The sequence below is a fragment of the Synergistaceae bacterium genome (assembly GCA_012728235.1).
Lineage (GTDB): Bacteria > Synergistota > Synergistia > Synergistales > Synergistaceae > JAAYFL01.
Genome location: JAAYFL010000089.1, coordinates 1 through 2,945 on the forward strand (window position 1 = coordinate 1; position 2,945 = coordinate 2,945).

At 38.2% G+C, this 2,945-nt stretch carries 3 protein-coding genes; all 3 read left to right on the plus strand.

Annotation, left to right across the window (positions count from 1 at the left end; translation table 11 throughout):
• Positions 1–319: 319 nt before the first annotated feature.
• From GXZ13_06020 to GXZ13_06030, 3 genes are read left to right on the plus strand one after another with little or no spacing between them, the layout of a single operon-like run.
• Positions 320–685, plus strand: coding sequence for a BlaI/MecI/CopY family transcriptional regulator (locus GXZ13_06020; protein ID NLX75370.1), 366 nt, complete (start codon positions 320–322; stop codon positions 683–685).
• On the plus strand, positions 685–1,128 hold the full coding sequence (locus tag GXZ13_06025) for a hypothetical protein (protein NLX75371.1): 444 nt from the start codon (positions 685–687) through the stop codon (positions 1,126–1,128). The genes GXZ13_06020 and GXZ13_06025 overlap by 1 nt, the downstream gene beginning before the upstream one ends.
• Entirely contained in the window at positions 1,041–2,705 is a 1,665-nt protein-coding gene (locus GXZ13_06030; GenBank protein NLX75372.1) for a M56 family metallopeptidase, read from the plus strand. The genes GXZ13_06025 and GXZ13_06030 overlap by 88 nt, the downstream gene beginning before the upstream one ends.
• Positions 2,706–2,945 lie beyond the last annotated feature (240 nt).

Genomic DNA, 2,945 nt, shown 5'->3' on the forward strand with positions numbered 1-2,945 from the left:
ATTGGGCCAGTTCCATCTATTCTTGGCATGCTATTCACCTCCTTATGGTTTATGGCATATGCCATTTATTCTTATTATACACCGTTTATGGCATATGTCAATAACTTTTTGAAATAATTAAAAAAGCTACTAATCTATACTTAAATATTTTAATAGGTTCTAATAATAAAGATTAGCAGGCCGGGTTTACAAAATAAAGAGCCAGCCTGCGCTTTTCGTCACATCCCCAAGATAGTCCAGAGTATTCTTGCATAAAGACAGTGATTATAAAACCTTAAATTAACGAGCTATTGACAATAAACCACAGGAGGGTTTTAAGATGATAGATTATAAACTTGGTGAATTAGAGATGAAGTTTGCCGACTTAATTTGGAACAACGAGCCGATTTCCTCGGGTGATCTTGTAAAACTTGCGACAGACAGTCTTGTATGGAAAAAGCCTACAACCTATACGGTTCTTCGGAAACTGTGCGAAAAAGGGTTTTTCAAGAATGAAAATTCTTCGGTTACTTCTCTTATTTCTAAGGACGAATATATGGCGATGCAAAGTGAAAAGTTTGTGGAGGAAACATTCTCGGGTTCACTTCCCAAATTTTTGGCTGCATTTTCAAAAAGAAAAGATTTATCTGATGCAGAAGTTACCCAAATACAAGAACTTATTGATAGATACAAGGAGGGGAAATAATGCTTGATGATTTGTTTTTATCGGTTCTTAATATGAGCCTTTTTGCAAGCTATGTGATTGTCTTTGTGCTGTTAGCAAGGCTTGTTTTGAAAAAATCACCTAAGGTTTTCTCCTATGCCTTATGGGGTGTGGTGCTGTTAAGACTACTTTGTCCTTTATCCTTCGAGAGTGCGTTAAGTCTTATTCCTATCGGCAAACAACCTATTTCGCAAGATATTATTTACAGTCAAACACCGCAAATTAGCACAGGGATGACGGTCGTCGATAATATGATAAACCCTATTTTGCCAGCTCCAACAGATGTAGGCGCAAGTATTAATCCGATTCAAGTTTGGCTTTTTATCGGTGAGATTATTTGGATTTCAGGTATTGTGGCGATGGCTATATACAGTATAATTTCCTTTATAAAATTAAAGCGCAGTTTAATCACCTCACTCCGCTAAAAGAAAATATTTATCTTGCTGACCATATTTCTACACCTTTTGTACTTGGTGTGAAAAAGCCTAAGATTTATCTTCCGTCCTCACTTTTAGAAAATGAGCAAAACTACATTATTCGCCACGAGCTGTGCCATATCAAAAGACTTGACCATATCACAAGGACACTTGGCTTTATTGCATTGTCTGTGCATTGGTTTAACCCATTGGTGTGGATTGCCTTTGCTCTTTCGGGAAAGGACATGGAGCTGTCTTGTGATGAGGCCGTGATGAAAAGCATAGGCACCGATATCAAAGCGGAATATTCCCAGTCCCTTTTGCGTTTTTCGACCACCAAAAAAATGATACACGCAACGCCCCTCGCCTTTGGAGAGGGCGATACAAAAAGCAGAGTAAAAAATGTGCTGAATTATAAAAGGCCAAAGTTTTGGATGGTTTTGATAACTGCACTGCTTTGTGTTGTAGCTATATTTTGTCTTGTAAGCAATCCAGCTGGGACAACAATCCAAAATCCGTATGTGCAAGAGTATGTTGTCGGAGCAACGGGCATTTTAGGGTCTGTTGATACAGAAGAATACACCGAAATCAGCGAAGATTTTGTCATTGGTGCTGATAAATACGGTAGAGCAGTATTTAAAGATCCTCACAAGGCATTTGCAACTTTTGAAACGCTTTATGCCGATACTATCGAACTCATAAAATCAGAAAATGACTTAAAACCATTTTCACATAAAAACTATGAGATGTATAAGGTGTACGGTATCCAAATGGGATACAACGAAGGGGATCCCGAAATGCTTGCTCGCTGTGTCTTTGTATCACGCTTTCTTGACATCTATGAGAATAGCTTCGATAAAACTGTTCCTAATACCTCCTATGTTGAACCTACCGTTGAGGTTAAGGATACAGAACCGTTTATTTCCAAAGTAGCTAATGGAACGGTATCTGCTACCCTTGAAAACGAAGACCTCGCCAAACAAATTGTTATGAACTCTTTAGCAATTTCTGCTGCTTTCGAGGGTGTGGATATTGATACTTTAGATAACTATTATCATATTCACTATCTCATTGCAGAAGATAGCACAAGGAAAGATTATTATGCCTTTTTACTTGATGGAAGGCCTGTTTTGCAATTTGGCAAAGACGGACGATATGTCAGATTGAATGATGAACTGTATGATGAGCTTGTGAAATCATTTCAGCAAGATACAATCAAGGATGACACATGGGGGATAACTTTATCGACTGTTGATGTGACCCCGAAAGGTCTGACGATTGCTTATACGCAAAAAGATGGAGCTCCTACTGGGGATTTACAGACAGGCAGCCATTACTGGGTGGAAAAATATCAAACAAATAAATGGGTATCCCTTATGCATCTACCCCAAGAGCATGATATCGCATGGACATCTGAGGCATGGCGCATCCCTACGGATGATACCGTAGAATGGAAAGTTGACTGGCAATGGATATATGGTAAACTTTCAAAAGGCTCATATCGGATTGGCAAATCAATTACGGATTTTCGTAAAACAGGTGACTATGATGAAAAGGTTTATTATGCTGTATTTGAAATAGAGTAATAATACATTGAAGATTGTAAACACATCATCCCCAAGAGCTTAAAATTAGCAACTCAATAAAATCTGCTAATCCCGAAACAGAGCCGCTACACCTCAAACCTTGGTGCAGCGGCTCTTGCTTGGTCTACATCCCAAGTATCGTCCAGTCCATACTTGCATAAGGATAGTGGAAAATAACAGAAATATATGATACTATAACTTTTATTGGGAATCTTCTTATTATTTTTATAAACAGTAGCA